2 protein-coding genes and 2 pseudogenes are annotated in these 3670 nt (G+C 72.2%); 3 read left to right on the plus strand and 1 reads right to left on the minus strand.

The features are described 5' to 3' along the window. Positions 1–225 (minus strand): annotated as a pseudogene (locus CTKZ_RS14270) (hypothetical protein); the annotation flags it as partial. A 494-nt stretch (positions 226–719) separates the two neighbouring features. Here CTKZ_RS14270 and CTKZ_RS14275 point away from each other — a divergent pair. From CTKZ_RS14275 to CTKZ_RS14285, 3 genes and pseudogenes are all read left to right on the plus strand, one after another. Continuing rightward, positions 720–2228, plus strand: coding sequence for a cytochrome ubiquinol oxidase subunit I (locus tag CTKZ_RS14275; RefSeq protein WP_124343573.1), 1509 nt, complete (start codon positions 720–722; stop codon positions 2226–2228). Between the two features lie 18 nt (positions 2229–2246). Then, positions 2247–3353, plus strand: a complete 1107-nt coding sequence (gene cydB, locus CTKZ_RS14280; RefSeq protein ID WP_225916673.1) for a cytochrome d ubiquinol oxidase subunit II — start codon at positions 2247–2249, stop codon at positions 3351–3353. 1 nt (position 3354) lies between these two features. Then, positions 3355–3670, plus strand: a pseudogene (locus CTKZ_RS14285) (thiol reductant ABC exporter subunit CydD); the annotation flags it as partial.

Below are 3670 nucleotides of genomic sequence, written 5' to 3' on the forward strand. Positions count from 1 at the left end.
CGCGTCGGCCGCGGGTGCGACCTCGGGAGCGGCGGTCCCGGCCGGCTCGGCCGGGGGCTCGGGGGCGACGGCCGCACCGTCACCGGCGGGGGCGTCGGTCGTCTGCTCGACGACGGGGGCGGCAGCGGTCGTGCGCGTCGCCCGGCGGCGCCGCGTCTTCGGCGCGGACTCACCCCCGGACGTCGTCGTGCCGTCTGCGTTCTCGGGAGTGTTCTCGGGGGTCACGCGTGGTGCTCCTGGGTACCGCAGAGCCCCGCCCCACACGCGCGGTCCTCGGTCGGTCGGTCGTCACGCACGCCCTCGGCGCGGCGACGGAAGTCGTCGGTCGTGGCTGCTGCACCTGGGCCGGCGCCGTCGCCTGCACCGGCGGCGCGCTCCCGGATGGAGCGGCACGGCCGAGCGGCGGACTGGCGCGCGATGCGCGCTGGTGCTGCGAGCTCAAGGGTCCGTCCACGGTGTGGGCGCGGCCGGACCGTGGTCAGTATCGCACAGGGGCCTCCCGCGAGCGCGGCACGACCGTCGGCGCGGCGGCGGTGGAGTGACACCGGACACCTCCAGGCCGTGTTTCACGACGCCCCGTCACTACACGGGACCTTCGTCCCAGGAGCAGACTGGGGGTGCTTCTTAGCGTTCCCCCAGGTCCACAGGCCGGGCACCCGCCGAGGCGTCCTCCGTGCGACCTGCCCGCCTGTCCGGTCCGCAGAGCACGGAGAACCCACGTGGACGCCCTCGATCTCGCCCGCTGGCAGTTCGGCATCACGACCGTCTACCACTTCATCTTCGTGCCGCTGACGATCGGCCTCGCGCCGCTGGTCGCGATCATGCAGACGGCGTGGGTCCGGACCGGGAACGAGCGGTGGCTGCGGCTCACCAAGTTCTTCGGCAAGCTCCTGCTGATCAACTTCGCGATCGGTGTCGCCACGGGCATCGTGCAGGAGTTCCAGTTCGGGATGGCGTGGTCCGAGTACTCGCGCTTCGTCGGCGACGTGTTCGGCGCACCGCTCGCGATGGAGGCGCTCGCCGCGTTCTTCGTCGAGTCGACCTTCCTCGGGCTGTGGATCTTCGGCTGGGACAAGCTGCCGAAGAAGATCCACCTCGCGTGCATCTGGGCCGTCGCGATCGCGACCAACCTGTCCGCGTACTTCATCCTCGCGGCGAACTCGTGGATGCAGCACCCCGTCGGGTCGACGTACAACCCGGAGACGGGCCGCGCGGAGATGACCGACATCGTCGCGATCCTCACCAACAACACGCTGCTCGCCGCGTTCCCCCACACGATCAGCGCCGCGTTCCTCACGGCCGGCACGTTCGTCGCGGGGATCGCCGCCTGGTGGATGGTCAAGCTGGTCCGCGCGAACCGTGCGGACGAGGCACGCGACGTCTACCGCCCGGCCGTGATGCTCGGCGTGGTCACGATGCTCGTCGCAGGGCTCGTCGTCGCCGTCAGCGGGGACGCGCAGGCCAAGCTCATGTTCGACCAGCAGCCGATGAAGATGTCGGCCGCCGAGGCCCTGTGCGAGACGACCGACGGCGGCGCGCCGTTCTCCATCCTCGCGATCGGCGACCTGTCCGACTCGTGCGAGGGCGTGCAGCACCTCATCGAGATCCCGGGCATGACGTCGTTCCTCGCGTCGGGCTCCTTCACCGAGCCCTTGCCGGGTGTCGAGGACCTCCAGGCGCAGTACGAGGAGAAGTTCGGCTTCACGGACGAGGACGGGCAGCCGATCTCGTACCAGCCCAACCTCGCGGTGACCTACTGGTCGTTCCGCCTGATGATCGGCTTCGGCGTCGGGTCCGCCGCGCTCGCGCTCGTCGCGCTGTGGGTCACCCGCAAGGGCCGCGTCAGCGGGAGCGTGTGGGTCTCCCGGCTCGCCGTCGCCGCGCTCGCGACGCCGTTCCTCGCGTCGGCGTTCGGCTGGATCTTCACCGAGATGGGCCGCCAGCCGTGGGTCGTCGCGCCCAACCCCAACCCGTCGGGCGTCGACGGCGTCTGGCTGCTCACCGCGCGCGGCGTCTCGACCGTCACCGGCCCGGGCACGATCCTCACGTCGCTCCTCGCGTTCACCGCGCTCTACGGCGTGCTGGCGGTCGTCTGGTTCCGCCTCATGCACCGGTACGCGATCGAGGGCGTCGCCGCGAGCGAGAAGGACCCGAGCCCCGACAACCCCGCCAACCGACCGGACCCGGACGACGAGTCGACCGACCGTCCGCTGTCCTTCGCGTACTGAGAACGGGAGCCCACGACCATGGAGCTGTCGACCGTCTGGTTCCTGCTCATCGCCGTGCTCTGGACCGGCTACCTGCTGCTCGAGGGGTTCGACTTCGGCGTCGGGATGCTGCTCGGCATCCTGAACCGCGGTGACCGCGCGGCGAAGGACCGGGACCGCCGCGTCATGATCAACACGATCGGTCCCGTCTGGGACGGCAACGAGGTGTGGCTGCTCACCGCCGGCGGCGCGACCTTCGCGGCGTTCCCCGAGTGGTACGCGACGCTGTTCTCGGGGTTCTACCTGCCGCTGCTGCTCATCCTGCTCGCGCTGATCGTCCGCGTCGTCGCGTTCGAGTGGCGCGGCAAGATCGACGACGACCGCTGGCGCGCGTGGGCCGACCGTGCGCTGATGGTCGGGTCGTGGGTGCCGGCCGTGCTGTGGGGCGTCGCGTTCGCCAACCTGGTCCGGGGCGTCGAGCTCGACGCCGACCACCAGTACGTCGGCGGGTTCTTCGCGCTGCTCAACCCGTTCGCGCTGCTCGGCGGCGCGCTCACCGCGCTCGTCTTCCTCACGCACGGTGCCGTGTTCCTCGCGCTCAAGTCCGACGGCGACGTCCGCGTCCGCGCCGGCGCGTTCGCGGCGAAGGCGTCCGTCGCGACGCTCGCCGTCGGGGCCGTCTGGGCGGTCTGGGCGCAGGTGGCGTACTCGGTCGCGTGGACGTGGGTCGCTGTCGTCGTCGCGGCGCTCGCGCTCGTCGCGCTCGTCGTCGCCACGCGAGCGCGGCGTGAGGGGCAGGCGTTCGTCGCGTCGGCCGTCGCGATCGTCGCCGTCGTCGTGCTGATCTTCGGGTCGATGTACCCCGACGTGATGCCCGCGCTCGACCCGGCGAACTCGCTGACCGTCGACAACGCGTCGTCCACCGACTACACGCTCACCGTCATGACGTGGGTCGCCGTGTTCCTCACGCCGCTCGTGCTGCTGTACCAGGGCTGGACGTACTGGGTGTTCCGGAAGCGCATCAGCGGCCACCAGATCCCCGCGCACACGGGCCTGACGTTCGCGAAGACCCGCGCGTCGGTCCCCGCGTCGGTGGGCGCGGGGCGCGAGGACGACGTGCCGGCCGACGGCGCGGAGCCGCGCTGACGTGCGCCCGCTCGACCCCCGGCTCCTGCGGTACGCGCGCAGCGCACGCGGTTACGTCGCGCTGACCGCGGGACTCGGGGTCCTCACCGCGGCGCTCGTCGTCGCGCAGGCGCTGCTGCTCGCCCGCGCGCTCGGCCGGGCCGTGCACGACGGCGCGACGCTCGACGCGATCGGGCCGCTCGTCGCGGGCCTCGCGGCGGTCGTCGCCGCGCGGGTGCTCGTCACGGGCCTGCAGGAGCGGTACGCGCACCGCGCGGCGACCCGGGCGGTCGGCGAGCTGCGCGACGCGGTCGTGGAGCGCGCGGTCGACCTCGGAC

It is taken from the genome of Cellulomonas algicola, assembly GCF_003851725.1.
Classification (GTDB): Bacteria; Actinomycetota; Actinomycetes; order Actinomycetales; family Cellulomonadaceae; genus Cellulomonas; species Cellulomonas algicola.